We start from the raw sequence: 19584 nt of genomic DNA, 5'->3' as shown, positions 1-19584 counted from the left end.
CTTTATTATAAAAATTAATAAAATTTTATTTTTTCTTTACATCTTTACAAAATATAAATAATAGAAAAAAAGAGAGTGAATTCCCTTTTTTATTGTCGAGAGTCATTCATTTCACCTATAATGGAGAAAAAAGTAAAAGGTGAGTAGTATGAAGAAAAAGAAACAAAGACAAGTGCAAAGACAAACACAAATGAATCAATCAGAAAATGATTCCATTACAATTGGAGATCAATTGAATAGATCGTTAATGGATCAATTAAAAAGTAAGAAGAAAGAATTACAAGTAAGAGCAGAGCAAAAGGAAATAGAAGAACAAGAAAGAAAGCGTAAAGAGCAAAGAGAACGTGAAAAAAATAAATCATTTGAAGAGCTATTAAGTGAAAGTAGTCTCACTTGGAAAGACTTTAAATAATGTAAAAATCATCAGGACAATTGTCCTGATGATTTTTTTACGACTTGATGAGAAAAGGGGAGTTGGGATGAGAAAGATTGTAGTTGTTCCTTATGAAAACCATTGGAGTGAGAAATTTCAATTAGAATCACAGAGGTTAAAAGCATCGATGCCAGAAGCTGTGAAAGTGCATCACATTGGTAGTACATCAGTACCGGGGCTAGCAGCAAAGCCAATTGTTGATATGATTATGGAGGTAGGAGATATTGAGCAAGTAGATAATTGGAACGAGATTTTAGAAAAACTTGGTTATATTGTCAAAGGGGAAAATGGCATTTCGGGTCGTCGATTTTTTATTCATGGAACGGAAGAAAAACGAGCATATCATTTACATGTATTTGAAACGGGAAATCCAGAAATTACACGTCATTTAGCGTTTCGTGATTATATGATGGCGCATTGTGAAGAAGCGGAGGCATATACGGCATTAAAAAAAGATTTAGCAGAAAAGTATACATATGATGGAGGTCAATATACAGAAGGGAAAACTGACTTTGTACGTAATATTGATAAAAAGGCACTTGAGTGGAGAGAAAATAACGCAAGCGAGTAAGCTTGCGTTATTTTTGGTATGGGGGGAGCAGCGATGAAAAAAATAATGATTATTGGTTCTGGGGGAGCTGGAAAATCAACTTTTTCACAGCGATTAGGAGAAGTCTTACAACTACCTGTATATCACCTTGATGCGCTCTATTGGAAAAAAGATTGGGTGCTAACAAGTCATGAAGAACAGATACAAGTGCAAAGAGAGTTAGTGACACAAGACTCTTGGATTATAGATGGGAATTATGGTTTTACAATGGATATACGATTAGAGGCAGCTGATACAATCATTTTCATTGATTTACCAAGAATACAATGCCTATATCGCGTAATAAAAAGGAGAGTACAATATCATAACAAAACGCGTCCAGATATGGGAGAAGGATGCAATGAACAACTAGACTTTGAATTTTTGAAATGGGTATGGACGTATCCAAAAGTGAAACGGCCTGTTATTTTGGGGAAATTGCAAGCTATATCTGCTGAGAAAAACATTGTTATTTTCAAAACTTCAGCTGAATTAGAGGAATTTTTACAGAAGCTATAAGATGAAACGGTCTCATTTTTATAAAATTATTATGTAAACTGTATATATTTTTTGACTTTTTTCGTAAATCTTGTTCAAATAAAGTGACAGTTATAAAAATAGTGACATCTTTTTATAGAATTTTGGGGAGAGAAGAAGGAGGAACCATCATGTATATTCCAACAACTACACTTCATAATGGCGTGACAATGCCGATGCTTGGTTTAGGTGTATATAAAGCAAAAGAAGGAGAAGAAGTAAAGCAAGCGATAAAAACAGCTTTAGAAGTTGGATATCGTTCTATTGATACAGCGACTGTATATGAAAATGAAAGCGGTGTCGGAGAAGCGATTCGTAAATCAGGTATTGCACGTGAAGAATTATTTATTACGACCAAAGTATGGAATGACGATCAAGGTTATGAAACGACACTGCAAGCGTTTGAAAAAAGTCTACAGAGATTACAAATGGATTATGTAGATTTATATTTAATCCACTGGCCGATCAGAGGGAAATACATAGATACATATCGTGCTTTAGAAAAATTATATGAAGAGGGAAAAGTACGTGCAATTGGTGTTTCAAATTTTCATCAACATCATTTAGAGCAGTTGTTGCAAAATTGTAATGTGAAACCAATGGTGAACCAAGTGGAACTTCATCCAATGCTAGCACAATTTGAACTGCGTGATTTTTGTCAAAATAAACAAATTCAAATGGAAGCATGGAGCCCATTAATGAGAGGTGGCGAAGTATTTCATCATCCAATTATTCAAGAACTTGCTGAAAAATACGGTAAAACACCAGCACAAATCATTTTACGCTGGGATGTTCAGAGTGGTATCGTTACAATACCTAAATCAGTTACGCCATCTCGTATTAAAGAGAACTTTACAATCTTTGATTTCGCATTAACAGAAGATGAAATCAAGCAAATTGATACACTTGATCGTAATCTACACGTGGGCACAAATCCTGATAAATACGATACGATGTAAAAAAACGCTACCGAAAATGGTAGCGTTTTTTAACGATGTAATGCATATGTATCAGATTTAACAGCTGTTTGAATTTGTTTATATTCTTCAGTTGTTAATGGAGATTGATTATTAGCTTGTACATTTTCGCGTAGCTGCTGGATCGAGCTAGCACCAGGAATAATAGCTGCAACAGCCGGATCATGCAAACAATACCCAAGAGCAGTTTCAGTTAAGGATCGTTCTTTTGTAATTGCTTTTACAGTAGCTAGCGTTTCTGTTAACTCGTTATAGGAATAAGAAAGATAATCTTTTTCTTTCACCTTTTCTATTTTTCTTTCATTGTTGTCAGTTAACAAACCTTTCGCGAGTGGTCCCCGAGCAATAACACTAATTTGCTGCTCCTGAAGCAGTGAAAACCATTCTTCTGGCCTACGATTTAATAGGCTATATTCCATTAGTACACTAACGATACTAGAACGCTTTGCATATTCACGAATGACATTTGGACGAATAGAAGAAATACCGTAATGGCGAATGACACCTTCTTGTTTTAATTCCTCAAATGCTTCAATCGTTTCATCGATAGGATCTTCAAGTGTCCCACCATGTAGTTGGTATAGGTCAATATAATCTGTTTGCAGGCGGCGTAAACTTTCCTTTACTGCAGTCTTAATATAAGCTTTTGAAGGGTCCCAAGACCAACCGTTCTTTTCTTCTGTCCAACGGTTTCCTACTTTCGTTGTGAGGATGAGTTGGTCCCGTTTTCCACGAAGAGCTTTTCCAACAAATTCTTCATTTTGACCAAAATTATATAAATCTGCTGTATCAAAAAAATTAATACCTAAATCAATTGCTTCATGAATAATACGTGTAGCTTCGGTTTCAGATGTGCCAAGAGACATACAACCGAGTCCCATTTCAGTAATATATAAATCTGAATTTCCTAATTTTCTTTTTTTCATAAGTCAACCTCCTTTAGCTTTCTTTCATTGTACGAAAGCTGAAGGAGGTTGACAAACGTTTATCCCGATTGGTAAGGACTAATAATGAGCGAGGGATAAAGCACCCACTGATTAACGTTTCAATTTATTTTTTGTTTGCTGTAATCCATTCTTGTACGGTTTCGTAATCTTTTCCATATTGTTTTAGCATGTGCCGAATTTGCCAAGCCTTTCCGACCAACGTGATACGATTTGGTAAAATATATACTTTCATTTTTATCACGCTCCTTTCAGTGTGGTAAAATGTATGAAGAACGATTAGGAAATAGAACAGGGAGATGAAGTATTGTGAGTAATCTTGCAGAGAGAACTGTTGCAACTGAACCGATTTTTGATGGTAGAGTTATTAAAGTTCGTGTTGATGAAGTAGTATTACCAAATGGAGAAATGAGTAAACGTGAGATTGTAAATCATCCGGGAGCAGTTGCTATTATTGCTGTTACAGATGAAGGCAAGATTGTGCTTGTAGAGCAGTATCGTAAAGCACTAGAAAAAGAGATCGTGGAAATCCCTGCCGGAAAATTAGAGCCTGGAGAAAAACCAGAAATAACAGCAGTTCGTGAATTAGAAGAAGAAACAGGATATGTATGTGACAAAATGGAGTTCATCACATCCTTTTACACATCACCAGGTTTTGCAGATGAGATTTTATATGTATATAAAGCAACTGGATTAAAGAAAAAAGAACATAAGGCAGCGCTAGATGAAGATGAATTTGTGGAATTAATGGAAGTGTCATTAGAAGAAGCGATTTCGCTTATGCAAAATCAGCGTATTCATGATGCAAAGACGATGTTCGCTGTTCAATATTTGCAATTACAAAAATAAACACTCGCCTAAGGCGAGTGTTTTAATTAATTTTGGCATATACGCGTGTGTCGCGTAAGCTGCCGTCTGGCGCAAGAAAATCATTTTCAAGTGTACCTTCTAAAATGAATTCAAGGCGTTCTGCTAAGGCAGATGCATTTACATTTGTAGCATCGCAGCGAATTTCAAGTCGTCTAGCACCAAGCTTATCAAAAGTAAACTGGACAGCACCTTTTATCGCTTCTGTCATATAACCTTGTTTTGTATACGCACTATGTAACCAGAAGCTAATCGAAAACTTAGGAATATCCCAGTTCTCTGGGTGAAGAGTCAGGGCTCCAATAAATGTGCCAGATACTTTATCGTATAAGTGAAAAGCTAACGTTTCACGAAGTAAAAACTGCCCGTGAGCTTCTCGAACTATTTCTTCAGCACTTTCTTCAGTTTCGGATGTAATTGGCATCCATGGTTGTAAATCTTCTAAAGAAGCTTGAACAGCTTCATATACCTCTGTCCCGTCACCAGGAAATGGTTTGCGTACTTGCAAGCGCTCAGTTTGAAATAATGTTGGAAAATCTAATAATAATGGTTTCAAGTAAAATCCCTCCTATTCTCTACTTTTAAGTTTAGCAAAGTAGAGCGGAATTTCAATGTTAATTCGTCATACTTTTTTTCTTTCTTTCATACATTGTAGTAAGAGTGTGAACGGAGGGAAGAAAAAATGTTGCGAAAAACGTGGCAAGATCGTGTGATTTCTCATATACAAGAAAATTCTTCGCTTTACATATTTGTTTCTGTTTTGTTATTGATGGGTGTAGTATTTGGAGCGATTCTTGTAAATAGTTTACAAGTGAATCAAAAACAAGATTTATCTTTTTATTTGAATCGTTTTTTTGGACAAGTTTCCAAAGGTGAATTTGCAATTGCGGGTGAAATGTTTCGAGAAAGTTACTTTTCACAATTAAAATACATTGGGTTTATTTGGATTTTAGGGATCTCTATTATTGGATTACCACTCATTTTTATTTTATTGTTTTTAAAAGGGGTAGTTGTTGGATTTACAGTCGGCTTTCTAGTAAGCCAGCACGGTTGGAACGGACTATTGTTAGCATTTGTATCTGTATTGCCACAAAATTTAATTATCATTCCAGCGTTTCTTGTCATGACGACAATTGCTGCAAGTTTCTCTTTAAGGATGATTAGGCATCAATTTATTCGAAAAATTAATGAGCCTGTATTACCGATGTTAATTCGGTACACTTGCTTTTTTCTTATAATTGGGGTGGTGGTAGCGATTGCTTCTAGCATTGAGGCATATGCCTCACCAGTTTTAATGAAAGAAGTCGTGGAAGCTATTAATAAAAAATAAATACTACATGAGAATAATTATCAAGTTATTTTGATTGTTTTTCTTTTGACAGAAGCCCTTCTTCTGATATAATGGTGTAAGAGTGGCGAGGAGGGAGTAGTACCGAATGGAAGAGAGAATTGAACGAATTAAGAAGCAATTGCATGCAGCGAGCTATAAATTAACACCACAACGTGAAGCAACAGTTCGTGTGCTGCTAGAAAATGAAGAAGATCATTTAAGCGCAGAAGATGTTTACCTCCTTGTGAAAGAAAAGTCGCCAGAGATCGGATTAGCAACCGTCTATCGAACTTTAGAGTTATTATCTGAGTTAAAAGTTGTCGATAAGATTAACTTCGGAGATGGTGTTTCACGCTATGACTTACGTCAAGAAGGTGCACAGCGTTTCCATCATCATTTAATTTGTACAAAATGTGGTGCTGTACAAGAAATTCAAGAAGATTTACTTGGTGAAGTGGAAAGAAAAGTAGAGCGTGATTGGAACTTTAAGGTGAAAGATCATCGTTTAACTTTCCATGGGATTTGTAAAAATTGTCAAGAAAATGAAACGGATGAAAAATAACCTTTTCCTATCTAGCTAGGAAGAGGTTTTTTATTTAGATTAGGTATAAATCACTGAAAGCTTGGCATATGTTGTAATAACATATATTTTGGAGGAATTTACAATGCGCCGAGCTTTGAAATTAACTTTTGATGGAATGAAAGTATTTTTATTATTTACAAGTTGTACGATTTTGTTTTATTTCGCTATACTATGGATAAATGAAGAATATGAAAGTTACCATCGTTATGAAAAGCCAAAAGAAGAGACAGTAGAAAAAGTATCAGGGAATGAGGAACCAGCAAAGGATGCTTTCGTAAATAGAATGATTTTTTTCTATGAAAATGGGGAGTAGTGTAGATTGGAAGATCAATTAAAAGATTTTATTCATTATATGATTGTCGAAAAAGGACTAGCGAAAAATACAGTTGTATCTTATGAAAGAGATTTAAAGAGTTATGTGAAGTATTTACAGAATGTGGAGCAGACGAAAACATTTCAGGAAGTGACGCGGATACACATTGTGAATTTTTTGCAGTACTTAAAAGAGAATGGAAAATCCTCCAAAACATTAGCGCGTCATATTGCGTCTATTCGTTCGTTTCATCAATTTTCACTTCGTGAACGAGCTGTGGAGCATGATCCATCTGTACATATTGAAACACCACAAGGCGAACGGAAATTACCGAAAGTATTATCAGTAAGTGAAGTAGAAGCATTGCTTCAAACACCAAAAGCGACGAGCGCATTTGGTATTCGAGATAAAGCAATGCTAGAGCTATTGTATGCAACGGGACTTCGCGTTTCAGAACTAATAGCGCTAAACTTAGAGGATGTTCATTTGACAATGGGATTTGTTCGTTGCACTGGAAAAGGGAATAAAGAGAGAATTATTCCACTAGGAAGTTTAGCTACAGAAGCCATTCAACGCTATATTGAAAAAGGTAGAAAAGAATTGATGGGAAAAAAAACAGTCGATGCACTCTTTTTGAACCATCATGGTAATCGATTATCTCGCCAAGGGTTTTGGAAGATTTTAAAACGACTGGCAAAAGAAGCGAATATTGAAAAAGAGCTAACACCGCATACGTTGCGTCATTCGTTTGCAACACATTTATTAGAAAATGGAGCGGATTTACGTGCTGTGCAAGAAATGCTTGGACATGCTGATATTTCAACAACACAAATTTACACACACGTTTCAAAAACTAGATTAAAAGATGTATATAAACAGTTCCATCCAAGGGCATAATAATTATGCTCTTTTTGTAATAGTTCACTATTACCGGATTTAGTTTACTAGTAATTCTAGAATGTATATTGAAAATGGAAAATCAACAAAATTAAGCACTTCACAAAAACTTCACAAACATTTCGTACATTGTTTTCAGCAGAAGGCTAGAATATAACTACGCATTTCCTCTATACTAAGTAAAGTATGAAGGAGGAAATAATTATGAAAAAACTTGTAATCACTTTATTTATCGCGATGCTAGCGTTAGCTGGTTGTAATACAAAGAAAGAAGACACAACGAAAAAAGAGAAACTTGAAGAAGTTAAGGTAGCGGTTCAAACAAATCCGAAAGAAATTAAACCAAATGAAAAAACTGAAGTGCAGGCACTTGTTACACAAGGGAAAGAAAAAGTAACGGATGCTGACGATGTGAAGTTTGAAATTTGGAAAGACGGCGAAGAGAAACATGAAATGCTAAATGGTAAGCATAAAGGAAAAGGTGTTTATGCAGTAGAGAAAACATTCCCATCTGACGGTGTGTATCATGTTATTGCACATACAAATGCACGTGAAATGCACGTAATGCCAGAAGTGAAAATAGCTGTAGGAAATGCAAAAGTTGAGGACGCAAAGAAAGAAAAGGGTGGTCATGGTGATCACAAGAGCGACACGATGATTCACCTTATGGCTGGTGATGTAAAAGCAAATGCTGAATCAACAATGAAAGTACATCTAAAACAAAAAGAAGAAGCGTTAACTGGTGCTGAAGTACAACTTGAAATTTGGAAAGATGGCGTGGAAAAGCATGAGTTTATTCCCGCTAAAGAAGGTAATAAAGGCGAGTATGTAAGCAAACACACGTTTAAAGATGCAGCGGCTTATAAAGTGAAAGTTCATGTGAGAAAAGGCGAACTTCACGAACATAAAGAAGAAACAGTAGAAGTAAAATGAGGAGCAGCTCTTTAGAGCTGCTTTTTTATTTTTATATTACAGCCTTTTCCGAACGAGAAAGCCAATCACCTTTAGGTATGGGGTGAAAGTGAGGTTGGATACGGAGCGCCACTAAAAAACATAAGGTTTGTGGTACTTCAAGTATCCAAAATGTTGGTATCTTTATTTTTTAAGCATTGTGTTGCGGTTTAGTAATCAAACCAACACAATGTAAACATGATAAACAACTATAGAAGAACAAAAACAATTGTATTATGAATTATATATATTTTTTCCACGATACAGAAGAAAAATTTCCCTTTATAGAACGAGCGTTGAGTTTTATAATAGAAATAGAGAAAAGAGAAAGGGGTGACGGGCAATGCCGAAATCTAAAAAAGATTGTTTTGTTTTAGAGCTAAAGTTAATGGTAGATTCATGGCAAAAAGATATATTATTGAAACGCTTTGAAATTGCCCGTAAACTCTACAATAAAACTCTGTCGTATGCATTAAAACAATATACGTTAATGAAAGAATCTAAACGTTATCGAAAACAATTACGTTTGTATCAAAATACAATAAAAGCAATAAAAGCGAATAACCAAAAAGAGTTGAAACAGCATACGAAGGAATTAGATGGTATTCGTCAATCCTTTGGATTAAGTGAATATCAACTTCACACCTACATAAAAAAACATCAGCATAATTATAAAAAACATATAGATAGCCATGCCTCTCAAAAAATTGTTTCTACAGTTTGGAAAGCTGTTCAAGAAATCGTATTCAAAGGAAATAAAGCTCATTTCAAACGGTATGGAATGCTTCATTCTGTAGAAGGCAAATCGAATAAAGCAGGCATTCGCTTTAAAGAAAATACAGTATATTGGAATGGATTAGCGCTTCCTGTTCGTATCCGAAAACAAGATTTGTTTGTAGAGGAATCTCTTGCTCTTCATACCGTAAAATATTGTCGTATTGTCAAAAAAATCATTCGTGGGAAACATACCTTTTATGTGCAACTCGTCATGGATGGGATTCCCCCTGCAAAGAGAATCAGTTCTACAGGAGCCTTTCGTCATCAGTACCAAAAACAAAAGCGAATAGGTATAGATATTGGTCCTTCTATCATTGCGATTGTTTCAGAAGAAACAGTTTGTCTCCAACAACTTGCTCCGAATGTACCTATATTTGAAAAACAAAAGAGACGTTTATTACGCAAGTTGGACAGAAGTCGTAGAAGTACAAATCCTGACAACTTTAGAAGTGACAGCACTTTGAAACGAGGGATTCAGTTACACTGGACATACAGCAAAAACTATCAAAAAAAATTATATCAATTAAAAGAGTTGTATCGAAAGAAAGTTTCGTATATCAAAGAGCAACATGGTTCTTTAGCAAATGTCATTTTATCTCTTGGTGATGAAGTGTATATCGAGACCATGCATTTTAAAGGACTAGCAAAGCGTACAAAAGAAACCAAAACAAATAAACAAGGTAAGTTTTTATCTAAAAAGAGATTTGGAACCAGTATTGGGAATCACGCTCCTGCGATGTTAGTTGAAATAATCAACAAAAAATTAGGATATACAAAACAAACCGTTCATAAAGTAAACACGATAACTTTTAGGGCAAGTCAATACAATCATATAGAGAATAGTTATGAAAAGAAAAAACTCCATCAACGATGGAGTCAAATAGGTAATCATCTCGTACAACGTGATTTATATAGTGCTTTCTTACTCATGAATAGTGACGTAGATTTGCAACAAACCAATCGAGAATTATGTAATAAAACCTTTGCTACCTTTTTAAGGTTACACAATCAACACATAGAAGAATTGCGACAAATCAAAAAAACAATACCTCTAAGTATGGGTATCAAACAAATCATGTAAGGGAATGTTTCCTTCGTAGGTAGAGCTACCTACCTTCGTCAAAGCTTATTGTCAACACAACATTGGTTGTGTAAATAAGAAAGTCTTATGGAATAGAAGATAAATCAAAGATGTTGTACACAGGACATGGAAACACCATCTGTGGAGAGCTTTGTAACGCTTCTCTTAAGTACATAAGATTCCCACTGCTTTAGCTGTGGAAGTAGTCAGAATAGAAGGTGTAAGGAAAATAAGAATTTCTACGAAAATGTATTAAAAAGAAAGCGTAAACATGTTATGATATCAATATTAGATGTCTGACATCTGACTTAGAAAAACCAGGAAAGTGTTTGCTTCGTTTGAAAATAGGGCGAAGAGGGTTGGAGAACGACTAAAAGAAGTGGTTTTTCTTAGTGGGAAATATCACTGATAACAGTTTCACTTTACAGCGTTTTGAACATACTACAAGAAGTAGAACTGAACATATAGGAGGTTGCAGTTATGAATAAATATAAACGTATTTTCCTAGTCGTAATGGACTCTGTAGGAATCGGGGAAGCACCAGATGCTGAAAAATTTGGTGATTTAGGTTCTGATACAATTGGTCATATCGCTGAGCATATGAATGGATTACAAATGCCAAACATGGTGAAATTAGGTCTTGGTAACATTCGTGAAATGAAGGGGATTTCTAAAGTAGAGAAACCACTTGGTTACTATACAAAAATGCAAGAGAAATCTACTGGGAAAGATACAATGACAGGACATTGGGAAATTATGGGACTTTATATTGATACGCCATTCCAAGTGTTTCCAGAAGGATTTCCGAAAGAATTACTTGACGAGTTAGAAGAAAAAACAGGACGCAAAATTATCGGTAATAAACCAGCTTCTGGAACTGAAATTCTTGATGAGCTTGGTAAAGAGCAAATGGAAACAGGATCTTTAATTGTGTACACTTCTGCTGATAGCGTATTACAAATCGCAGCTCATGAAGAAGTAGTACCACTTGAAGAACTTTATAAGATTTGCAAAATTGCGCGTGAGTTAACGTTAGATGAGAAATATATGGTAGGCCGTGTCATTGCTCGTCCATTCGTTGGAGAGCCTGGAAACTTTACACGTACACCAAATCGTCATGATTATGCATTAAAACCATTTGGTCGCACTGTAATGAATGAGTTAAAAGATAGCGATTATGATGTAATTGCAATTGGTAAAATCTCTGATATTTATGACGGAGAAGGGGTAACAGAATCTCTTCGTACAAAATCTAACATGGACGGAATGGACAAGCTTGTAGATACATTAAACATGGACTTTACAGGTTTAAGCTTCTTGAACTTAGTTGATTTTGATGCGTTGTTCGGTCACCGCCGCGATCCTCAAGGGTACGGAGAAGCATTGCAAGAATATGATGCGCGTCTTCCGGAAGTATTTGAAAAACTAAAAGAAGATGACTTATTACTCATTACAGCAGATCATGGTAATGACCCGATTCACCCTGGTACTGACCATACGCGTGAATATGTACCATTACTAGCGTATAGCCCAAGCATGGAAGAAGGCGGACAAGAATTAGAACTTCGTCAAACATTTGCTGATATTGGTGCAACAGTAGCAGAAAACTTCGGTGTCACAATGCCAAAATACGGAAAAAGTTTCTTAAACGACTTAAAGAAATAAGGGGGACAATATAATGAATCGTGAACTTATTACAAAATCAGCTTCATACTTAAAAGAGAAATTCCAAGAAACACCACAAGTAGGACTTATCCTTGGTTCTGGACTAGGCGTATTAGCAGATGAAATCGAAAATGCAGTAACAGTACCATATAGTGAAATTCCTGAATTTCCTGTATCAACTGTAGAAGGCCATGCTGGTCAACTTGTATTTGGTATACTTCAAGGTGTTACAGTAGTAGCAATGCAAGGACGTTTCCATTATTACGAAGGATACGACATGCAAAAAGTAACATTCCCAGTTCGTGTTATGAAAGAATTAGGTGTAGAAACAGTTGTGGTAACAAACGCAGCTGGTGGTGTAAATACAACATTTGAACCAGGCGATCTTATGTTAATTTCAGATCACATTAACTTCATGGGGACTAACCCATTAATTGGACCAAATGATTCTGAAATGGGCGTACGTTTCCCTGATATGTCTGAGTCATATAGCAAAGAGCTTCGCGGAATGGCGAAACAAGTTGCAGCGGACTTAAATATTAAAGTACAAGAAGGTGTATACGTTGGGATGACAGGTCCAGTATACGAAACACCTGCTGAAATTCGTATGCTTCGTACACTTGGCGGAGATGCAGTTGGAATGTCAACTGTACCAGAAGTAATTGTCGCGCGTCATGCTGGCATGAAAGTACTTGGTATTTCTTGTATTTCAAATATGGCAGCTGGTATTTTAGATCAACCACTTCATCATGATGAAGTAATTGAAACGACAGAACGTGTGAAATCTAATTTCTTAGCATTAGTAAAAGCAATCGTAAAACAAATGAAGGGGTGAGTTCACAATGAGAATGGTGGACCTAATTGCAAAAAAACGTGATGGACATACATTAACGACAGAAGAAGTTAACTTTATTGTAGAAGGCTATACAAATGGTGATATCCCAGATTATCAAATGAGCTCACTGGCGATGGCGATTTTCTTCCAAGATATGAATGATCAAGAGCGTGCTGATTTAACGATGGCAATGGTGAATAGCGGCGATACAATTGACTTATCAGCGATTGAAGGGGTAAAAGTAGATAAGCATTCAACAGGCGGTGTTGGTGATACAACTACGCTTGTATTAGGTCCATTAGTTGCTGCTTTAGATGTACCAGTTGCAAAAATGTCTGGCCGTGGCTTAGGACATACAGGTGGTACAATTGATAAATTAGAAGCAGTACCGGGATTCCATGTGGAAATTGAAAATGACGAGTTTATTCGTCTTGTAAATGAAAATAAAATTGCTGTTATCGGCCAAAGTGGAAACCTAACACCTGCTGATAAAAAGTTATACGCACTGCGCGATGTAACTGCTACAGTAAACTCTATTCCGCTTATCGCAAGCTCTATTATGAGTAAAAAAATCGCAGCTGGTGCAGATGCAATTGTACTTGATGTAAAAACAGGTGCAGGTGCATTTATGAAAACGGATGAAGATGCAAAACGCTTAGCGGAAGCAATGGTGCGCATTGGTAATAACGTTGGTCGTAAAACGATGGCAGTTATTTCAGATATGAGCCAACCACTTGGTGAAGCAATTGGTAACGCATTAGAAGTAAAAGAAGCAATCGATACATTACAAGGTAAAGGACCGAAAGATTTAGAAGAGCTATGTTTAACGCTTGGAAGTCAAATGGTATACCTTGCTGGACAAGCTTCATCTTTAGAGGATGCGCGTGAAAAGTTAATTGAAGTAATGAACAATGGAAAAGCGCTAGAATCATTTAAAACGTTCTTAGCGGCGCAGGGCGGGGACGCTTCTGTTGTTGATGATCCTTCTAAGCTTCCACAAGCAGAGTACAAAATTGAAGTAGAAGCAAAAGAAGACGGATATGTGTCTGAAATTGTTGCAGATGAAATTGGAACAGCAGCGATGCTTTTAGGTGCAGGACGTGCAACGAAAGAATCTGAGATTGATTTAGCAGTTGGACTTATGCTTCGCAAAAAAGTTGGCGATAGTGTGAAAAAAGGTGACTCACTTGTTACGATTTACGCAAACCGCGACAATGTAGAAGATGTAAAAGCGAAAATTTATGAGAACATGAAAATAGCGACAGCGCATGTCGATGCACCGAAATTAGTGCATGGTATTGTAACGAAATAAAATGAAAAAGCTAAGGAGCCTTCTCCTTGGCTTTTTTTGCTGTTTTTTGTTTATAATAATAATGGGTGAAATTATGATTAGAATTTGTGCAATAACGAAAGAAGATGAAGTATTATATGATGTTTCATTAGAAGAAACGAAGAGAGAAGACATTGTATGGTATTGGCTTGATTTATATAAGCCAACGAAAGAAGAGTATACATATATTTTACGAGACCATTTTAAATTCCATCCTCTTGCAATTGAAGATTGTGTAGAATATGTACAGAGGCCAAAAGTAGATTTTTATGATGGTTATAACTTTTTAGTTCTCCATGCATTTGGAGAAGATGGATTAGAACCACATGAAATTGATTTATTTGTTAGTGATCGTTATATTGTTTCTTTTCATTTCTCACATAATAATGCAATTGAAAGAGTGTGGACAACACTTGGTGAGAGTAAACGTATCAAGAAGAGTCCTTTGCATGTAGCACATACGATTATCGATCAAATTGTTGATGATTACTTTGCACCTGTTTACTATATTGAAGATCATTTGAATGCAATTGATGATAATTTAACAGGAGAGACAGCAGGAAGTGTATTAGAAGAAGTATTTGATATTCGTGCGGACCTATCTAAGCTTAGACGGACGATTATACCGATGCGTGATTTGTTGTATCGTATTTTAAATTCGACTCGTTTTTACGGTGTAAGTGATCATGAAATTTATTTTAAAGATATTCATGATCATTTGTTAAAGCTATCAGAAATGATTGAAGCAAGTCGAGAATTAACAGCAGATATTCGGGATAGTTATTTTTCATTAAACTCTCACCATATGAACAACATAATGAAAACATTAACGGTATTCTCAACCATTTTCATGCCATTAACATTTATTGCTGGTGTATATGGGATGAACTTCGATAATATGCCAGAGTTAAAATGGGAGTATGGTTATTTTATTTGTTTAGCAGTTATGGCATTCATAGGTGGGGGAATGATGGTGTGGTTTTATAAAAAAGGGTGGTTTAAATAAAAAAACGCTGGGAAATTCCCCGGCGTTTTTTTAGCCAATAGCGTGTAACACAAACATGGCTAAGAACAGACATGTAATAACATACATGGATGGTGCGACTTCTTTATGCTTTCCAAGAGCAATCTTTAAAATAGGATAAGCGATAAATCCGAACGCAATGCCATCAGCGATACTATATGTGAGTGGAATCATAACGATGATTAAAAACGCTGGAAATCCTTCTGAAAAGTCATTTAGAGGGATTTGTAGAATGTTTGTAATCATTAGACCACCAATAATAATTAAGATTGGTGCAATGGCACTATCAGGAATTAATTTGACAAACGGAAGTGCAAATAGTGATGCGAAGAATAACATCCCTGTAACGATAGACGTCAGACCTGTCTTGCCTCCCGCTGCGATACCTGCAGCACTTTCTACGGTTGAAACGGTAGGACTTGTGCCGAATAGACCGCATGTCATTGCTGAAATTGCATTTGCTTGATAAGCACGTGGGAATTTACGATCATCTTCTAATAATCCGTGCAATAGTCCCATGTTCTCAAAAATAAGCACCATGCTTAAGGAGAATGTTGCAATCCAAAATGGCAAGGAAGAAAGCTTTCCAAATGACATAGCTCCAAATACATCCCCATAGCTAGCGAATGAAAATGAGCTGCTTCCTACTTGACTTGTATCAACAAGACCAAATAGCCATGCGATACCAGTTCCAATTGCAATCGTCCATAAAAAGTTTCCACGCACATTACGAACAAATAAAACGAGTGCTACAATAAGTGTAAGTAGTGTTGCAAGAACAACAGGACTACTTAATTTTCCTAATGCAACAGCAGTGTTCGGATGTGAAACGACTAGACCACCTTTTTGCAATCCAATAAAAGCTAAGAATAAACCGATGCCGACAGTAATTGCTTCTTTTAACGATTTTGGAATCGATAGTGAGAGCACACGAGCAATCGGTGTAAACGCGGCAATTACAAAAATAATACCAGCGATAAAGACAGCGGCTAAAGCTTCTTGCCAGCTTAGTCCAAGCGTATGCACAGCTGTGTACGTGAAGAATGCATTTACACCCATACCTGGTACAAGAATAGCAGGGGCATTTGCCCAAAATGCCATCATTAGACATCCGACAAATGAACTAAAAACAGTTGCCAAAATTCCTGCTTCAAGCGGAATGCCGGCATCTGATAAAATTGACGCATTTACAATCATAATATAAACGATTGTGAAAAATGATGTCACTCCAGCTAATATTTCTTGTTTTGGTGATGTGTGGTGTAGGTCTAATTTAAATGTTCTTTCAAGTATTCCTTTCATGTTAAACCTTCTTTTTCATATCCCTCTCCCACCCGTGATATCCCTTTTGTAAAGAGCTCACCGTTCTTTATTATATCAGAACATAATCTTTTTACAATAAAGAAAATGAGAACGGTTACTTAAAAGTTAAGTGGTGTTACAAATAAATAAAAATAGCACGAACAGTAGAGATGATTTCTAATTCTCCAGGTTGAATTGGAGGAGCGGCATGTGCTTGTAACGTAGCTTGAGACATAAATTCGCGCGGTAATTGTGCTGATTCTTCAACGAGTGAAAGTGGGACAGGATTAATATTTAAATTATATGAACTCGCGATTGTACGAGCTTTCTCTTGAGCGTGCTGGACTGCTTGTAACAGTGCTTGTTGATAGTACGCGTTTGGATGGGAAATACGAAAGCGTAATCCTCTTGCTACATTTGCTCCATTTGTAACGGCTATATCATATACTTCCCCAGCTTTTTGTACATTTAAAACGGTAATTTCATACAAGTGCTCTACGCGGTAACCTTGTAATACTGCTTTCCCGTTTATGTGTTCATATTGAGGAGTAATTGTGTATGAAATAGTTTCTATATCTTTATCAGGGATACCAATTTGTTTAAGTGCAGCAAGTAATTGTTTAGATTGGATTGCATTTTCCTCCTGCGCTTGTTTCACATCTTTATTATCTGTTCTAATACCAATTGTTAATATAACAACATTTGGTTTTGCTTTGATGACGCCTTCTCCTTGTACAGTAATGGTTGCTTGTTTTCCATTGCGGATATCGGGTGAATAGGGATTCATGCCAACTTGCATTTTTGCTCACCATCCTTTTTATATGTATATGAGTGGAGGAGCGAGAAAATTGTATGTAAAAAGTTACATAATTGAGAATCAAGGGCAAAGAAAACATATACAACATAGGTATTTATAGATTATAATATGTATAAATATGATAAAAAAGGGTCGAGGCTAGTGAACGAAAAAAGAGAAGAACTGATTTTAGATTTATCTACATCATTTCGAAAGATGATACGTTTATTACAAAATGATATTAATACACGTTTTTCAGAGCATATGCCATATAATGAATTCTCTGTATTACGTGCGTTATTTTTGAAGAGCCCACAAATGGCTTCGCAAATTGCAAGTGAAGTAAACGTAACATCCAGTCATATTACAGCTGTAACAGATCGTCTTGTTCAAAAAGGTTTTGTAACGAGAAAACGTTCTGATTCAGACCGTCGTATTGTGTATCTGGAAATTACAGATCATGGAAAAGAAGTAACTGAGAAGCTTGAAGTTGTACGTAAAGAGTACTATAAAGAGAAATTTAAAGGTTGGAGCGATCAAGAGATTGAAATGGTATTGGAGTTATTTGGTCGCGTACTATAATATGATAAATGAGGGTAGGAAGCAATGTGCTTTCCTACCTTTTTTCTTTTGAATAAAAGTATTTTGAAATTCCGATACTTGAAATAAAAAGTATCGGAGGAAAAATAATGAAACAAATTATTTCACTGATCATTATTATAGGGAGCTTTTTTTGTTTTAGTAAATTGATGTATGCTGACACGCCTCTTCAAGTTATGCAAAAAGAAGTGCAATACATTGCGAAAGATAATCCAGTATTATATTCAAAATTATGGATTCGTTCGATGCAAAATACAGTATTGTTTCATCACAGTGATAACATTCGTCATCAAGATACGCTTCGCAATGTGACAAGCTCATCTCTTGTAAAAACGAAGCAGTTACCATTTATAAAAGCATCTGTGTATATTCCAAGACTATCTCAATACGTTTCAAGAGCCGGAAAAGAAAACATTCAAGTTTATTACGTGGCAGTGCGGTATAACGTGCAAAAAGAAAATCCATATCAGCTTAATGGAATGAATTACTTTCTCCAAGTATTTGTGAAAGAACGTGGTGAGTGGAAAATTGCTGAAAGTGTGGTCGCGCCAACAGATCAAATTGTTGAGAATGGTGATGGGTTTGGAATGGTGGAAGAGAAGGAGTATGGGAAAAGACGAGAGAATGTCAAATAATAAATAACCTCCTCTGGGTGAGGAGGTTATTTTACATATAAAGAAAGCTTGTGTTTTAACAGTCGATGTAAGATAGCATATGTCAGTATGCCAGATCCTATAAAATAGATATAGTAAAGAGGCAAAGAATTACTGCCGTTAGTAAAAATACTACTAACAAGAAGTCCGAAACAAATAGAAGTACAGATTAAGAAATATACATGAAGTCTTGGGTATAGCAATATTTTTCCGTTATGCTCATTCGGAGCACGTGTATATAAATAAGCGCCTAGCGGAAGACAAACAAGTATATAGAGAATCGGACTTAACAGTGTCCAAGCAGACGGGATGTGGTGATAATCAGGTCCTACGTGTATGTTTCCAAACTCATCTTTGAAAGTGTCTCTCTGTGGATTGTAGTTGTAGTTAATGCGAAAATGAGTAAGAGGAGCTACTACACTTGTATTCTCTGTATAATTTACATATTTATTATAATTATAATTGTATTCTTCTTGTGATAAATCTACATGTAATGCGAAGAAAGGAAATATTAACCCAAAGATATAGATAGGAAAAATCATGAGAATGTAACTTAAGACACTTTGTGAAATAATGTTTCCTGTAATCGTTCCAATAAAGAGCGTGAACGTATAGACTGCAATTAGGGTAATAATTGCATAAGAAAAGTATATATGAAATGGTGAAAAGGATTGATACTGAGCATGTATCGTGCTTCTATAGATAATATACATAAGGAGCCAACTGAGGCTAAGTACGCTCACAATATGAATGATTCCTAATAACCATTTCGACAAAAATAGATGTGATTGTTTAAATGGCATAGACCATAGTACGTCGATTGTTTGACTATTACGTTCCCATCCTGTTAATAGAAGGGAGAGCCCCATTAATAGAAGAGCTGGAAATAGTATAGCGTCAGCTCCCTGTAAATGATATCCATAATAAGTACCTGTTGTTCTGCGTAAATACTCGGCCGTGTGCTGTGCGCTCGTATAATATTTATATGGTAAGGCGTATAAAGTACTAAGCCAAAAGAGCCAAATCACATATTTTCCTTGTTTATAGTTGCGCATCCATAACGCTTTATGAAACATATATCCCACCTCAATTTTTATTTC

The 19584-nt window shown here is 35.9% G+C and carries 23 protein-coding genes; 17 read left to right on the top strand and 6 right to left on the bottom strand.

What is annotated here, in order from left to right; genetic code table 11:
- The first annotated feature begins 148 nt into the window (after positions 1-148).
- From AZF08_RS02085 to AZF08_RS02070, 4 genes are all read left to right on the top strand, one after another.
- The gene (locus AZF08_RS02085; RefSeq protein ID WP_033672380.1) at positions 149-412 is read left to right on the top strand and encodes a YqkE family protein; all 264 of its coding nucleotides are present in this window, start codon (positions 149-151) and stop codon (positions 410-412) included.
- A 67-nt stretch (positions 413-479) separates the two neighbouring features.
- Complete coding sequence (locus tag AZF08_RS02080; RefSeq protein WP_033672379.1) at positions 480-1004, top strand: GrpB family protein; 525 nt, start codon at positions 480-482, stop codon at positions 1002-1004.
- 33 nt (positions 1005-1037) lie between these two features.
- A complete protein-coding gene (locus AZF08_RS02075; RefSeq protein ID WP_033672378.1) occupies positions 1038-1541 on the top strand; it encodes a DNA topology modulation protein in 504 nt (167 codons plus the stop codon).
- A 149-nt stretch (positions 1542-1690) separates the two neighbouring features.
- Positions 1691-2518: an aldo/keto reductase gene (locus AZF08_RS02070; protein WP_033672377.1), complete on the top strand. Its 828-nt coding sequence runs from the start codon at positions 1691-1693 to the stop codon at positions 2516-2518.
- 29 nt (positions 2519-2547) lie between these two features.
- On the opposite strand, the gene AZF08_RS02065 is transcribed toward AZF08_RS02070, so the two are convergent.
- Together AZF08_RS02065 and mciZ are read right to left on the bottom strand one after the other, a co-directional pair.
- Positions 2548-3462: an aldo/keto reductase gene (locus tag AZF08_RS02065; protein ID WP_033672376.1), complete on the bottom strand. Its 915-nt coding sequence runs from the start codon at positions 3460-3462 to the stop codon at positions 2548-2550.
- A 124-nt stretch (positions 3463-3586) separates the two neighbouring features.
- Positions 3587-3715 carry a Z-ring formation inhibitor MciZ gene (gene mciZ / locus AZF08_RS02060; protein WP_033672375.1) on the bottom strand — a complete coding sequence of 43 codons (129 nt, stop codon included), beginning with the start codon at positions 3713-3715 and terminating at the stop codon, positions 3587-3589.
- Between the two features lie 74 nt (positions 3716-3789).
- Here mciZ and AZF08_RS02055 point away from each other — a divergent pair, with 74 nt between their 5' ends.
- Positions 3790-4329 (top strand): NUDIX hydrolase, encoded by a 540-nt coding sequence (locus AZF08_RS02055; RefSeq protein ID WP_033672374.1) that lies wholly within the window; start codon positions 3790-3792, stop codon positions 4327-4329.
- A 22-nt stretch (positions 4330-4351) separates the two neighbouring features.
- Here the strand turns inward: AZF08_RS02055 and AZF08_RS02050 are convergent, their stop codons facing one another.
- Complete coding sequence (locus AZF08_RS02050) at positions 4352-4903, bottom strand: GNAT family N-acetyltransferase (protein ID WP_033672373.1); 552 nt, start codon at positions 4901-4903, stop codon at positions 4352-4354.
- 126 nt (positions 4904-5029) lie between these two features.
- On the opposite strand from AZF08_RS02050, the gene spoIIM reads away from it, so the two are divergent.
- From spoIIM to corA, 10 genes are all read left to right on the top strand, one after another.
- Entirely contained in the window at positions 5030-5677 is a 648-nt protein-coding gene (spoIIM, locus tag AZF08_RS02045; protein WP_033672372.1) for a stage II sporulation protein M, read from the top strand.
- A 106-nt stretch (positions 5678-5783) separates the two neighbouring features.
- The gene (gene fur, locus AZF08_RS02040; RefSeq protein WP_033672371.1) at positions 5784-6239 is read left to right on the top strand and encodes a ferric iron uptake transcriptional regulator; all 456 of its coding nucleotides are present in this window, start codon (positions 5784-5786) and stop codon (positions 6237-6239) included.
- Between the two features lie 103 nt (positions 6240-6342).
- Positions 6343-6573: a YqzK family protein gene (locus tag AZF08_RS02035; protein WP_033672370.1), complete on the top strand. Its 231-nt coding sequence runs from the start codon at positions 6343-6345 to the stop codon at positions 6571-6573.
- A gap of 6 nt (positions 6574-6579) precedes the next feature.
- A complete protein-coding gene (xerD, locus tag AZF08_RS02030; RefSeq protein ID WP_033672369.1) occupies positions 6580-7470 on the top strand; it encodes a site-specific tyrosine recombinase XerD in 891 nt (296 codons plus the stop codon).
- Positions 7471-7656: 186 nt separating this feature from the next.
- The gene (locus tag AZF08_RS02025; protein ID WP_082245967.1) at positions 7657-8403 is read left to right on the top strand and encodes a FixH family protein; all 747 of its coding nucleotides are present in this window, start codon (positions 7657-7659) and stop codon (positions 8401-8403) included.
- Positions 8404-8764: 361 nt separating this feature from the next.
- Positions 8765-10279: a hypothetical protein gene (locus AZF08_RS02020; RefSeq protein WP_033672367.1), complete on the top strand. Its 1515-nt coding sequence runs from the start codon at positions 8765-8767 to the stop codon at positions 10277-10279.
- 480 nt (positions 10280-10759) lie between these two features.
- Positions 10760-11944, top strand: coding sequence for a phosphopentomutase (gene deoB, locus AZF08_RS02015; RefSeq protein WP_033672366.1), 1185 nt, complete (start codon positions 10760-10762; stop codon positions 11942-11944).
- Positions 11945-11957: 13 nt separating this feature from the next.
- On the top strand, positions 11958-12779 hold the full coding sequence (locus AZF08_RS02010; RefSeq protein ID WP_033672365.1) for a purine-nucleoside phosphorylase: 822 nt from the start codon (positions 11958-11960) through the stop codon (positions 12777-12779).
- 7 nt (positions 12780-12786) lie between these two features.
- The gene (locus AZF08_RS02005) at positions 12787-14091 is read left to right on the top strand and encodes a pyrimidine-nucleoside phosphorylase (protein ID WP_033672364.1); all 1305 of its coding nucleotides are present in this window, start codon (positions 12787-12789) and stop codon (positions 14089-14091) included.
- A 61-nt stretch (positions 14092-14152) separates the two neighbouring features.
- Positions 14153-15115 (top strand): magnesium/cobalt transporter CorA, encoded by a 963-nt coding sequence (gene corA, locus AZF08_RS02000; RefSeq protein WP_033672883.1) that lies wholly within the window; start codon positions 14153-14155, stop codon positions 15113-15115.
- Between the two features lie 30 nt (positions 15116-15145).
- Here the strand turns inward: corA and AZF08_RS01995 are convergent, their stop codons facing one another.
- Positions 15146-16435, bottom strand: coding sequence for an NCS2 family permease (locus AZF08_RS01995; RefSeq protein WP_033672363.1), 1290 nt, complete (start codon positions 16433-16435; stop codon positions 15146-15148).
- Positions 16436-16571: 136 nt separating this feature from the next.
- On the bottom strand, positions 16572-17234 hold the full coding sequence (locus AZF08_RS01990) for an SIMPL domain-containing protein (protein WP_033672362.1): 663 nt from the start codon (positions 17232-17234) through the stop codon (positions 16572-16574).
- A gap of 159 nt (positions 17235-17393) precedes the next feature.
- On the opposite strand from AZF08_RS01990, the gene AZF08_RS01985 reads away from it, so the two are divergent.
- Together AZF08_RS01985 and AZF08_RS01980 are read left to right on the top strand one after the other, a co-directional pair.
- The gene (locus AZF08_RS01985; protein ID WP_033672361.1) at positions 17394-17813 is read left to right on the top strand and encodes a MarR family winged helix-turn-helix transcriptional regulator; all 420 of its coding nucleotides are present in this window, start codon (positions 17394-17396) and stop codon (positions 17811-17813) included.
- Between the two features lie 107 nt (positions 17814-17920).
- Positions 17921-18466, top strand: a complete 546-nt coding sequence (locus AZF08_RS01980) for a hypothetical protein (protein WP_033672360.1) — start codon at positions 17921-17923, stop codon at positions 18464-18466.
- A 26-nt stretch (positions 18467-18492) separates the two neighbouring features.
- Here the strand turns inward: AZF08_RS01980 and AZF08_RS01975 are convergent, their stop codons facing one another.
- Positions 18493-19560, bottom strand: a complete 1068-nt coding sequence (locus AZF08_RS01975; RefSeq protein ID WP_033672359.1) for an ABC transporter permease subunit — start codon at positions 19558-19560, stop codon at positions 18493-18495.
- Positions 19561-19584 lie beyond the last annotated feature (24 nt).

This window comes from Bacillus gaemokensis (genome assembly GCF_001590835.1).
GTDB classification, from domain to species: Bacteria; Bacillota; Bacilli; order Bacillales; family Bacillaceae_G; genus Bacillus_A; species Bacillus_A gaemokensis.
The sequence above is the reverse complement of the archived record's forward strand: the minus strand, read 5'-3'. Positions and strand labels throughout refer to the sequence as shown.